Origin of the sequence: Streptomyces sp. NRRL F-5123 (assembly GCF_000721495.1) — a bacterium.
Lineage (GTDB): Bacteria > Actinomycetota > Actinomycetes > Streptomycetales > Streptomycetaceae > Actinacidiphila.
The window spans coordinates 1-355 of record NZ_JOHY01000194.1; the positions used below are offsets into that span (position 1 = coordinate 1).

At 64.2% G+C, this 355-nt stretch carries 1 protein-coding gene; it reads right to left on the reverse strand.

Translation table 11 applies throughout. From position 1 onward, the window contains the following. Positions 1 to 317 (reverse strand): phosphopantetheine-binding protein (locus IH54_RS41115; RefSeq protein ID WP_043183722.1); only part of this gene is annotated, 317 nt, incomplete at its 3' end. Between the last annotated feature and the right edge of the window lie 38 nt (positions 318 to 355).

Consider the following 355-nt stretch of genomic DNA (forward strand, 5'->3'; position numbering starts at 1 on the left):
AGCAGTTGGTCGGCTTCGGCGTCGGTGAGCTGGTCGAGTTCTTGGAGGAGTGTGTTTTCGAGGGCTTGGGCGACGGCTTCGACGGTGCGGTGGTCGAAGAGGGTGCGGAGGGGGAGGTTGATGTCGGTGGCGGTGCGGATGCGGGCGATGACTTTGACGGCGAGGAGGCTGTGGCCGCCGAGGGTGAAGAAGTCGTCGTGGGCGCCGATGTCGTTGGTGCCGAGGACGTCGGCGTAGGTGGTGGCGACGAGGGTTTCGGCGTCGGTGCGGGGTGGGGTGGTGGTGCGGGTGTTGTGGGTGTGGGTTCTTATACACATCTGACGCTGCCGACGACTCCTTACGTGTAGATTTCGGT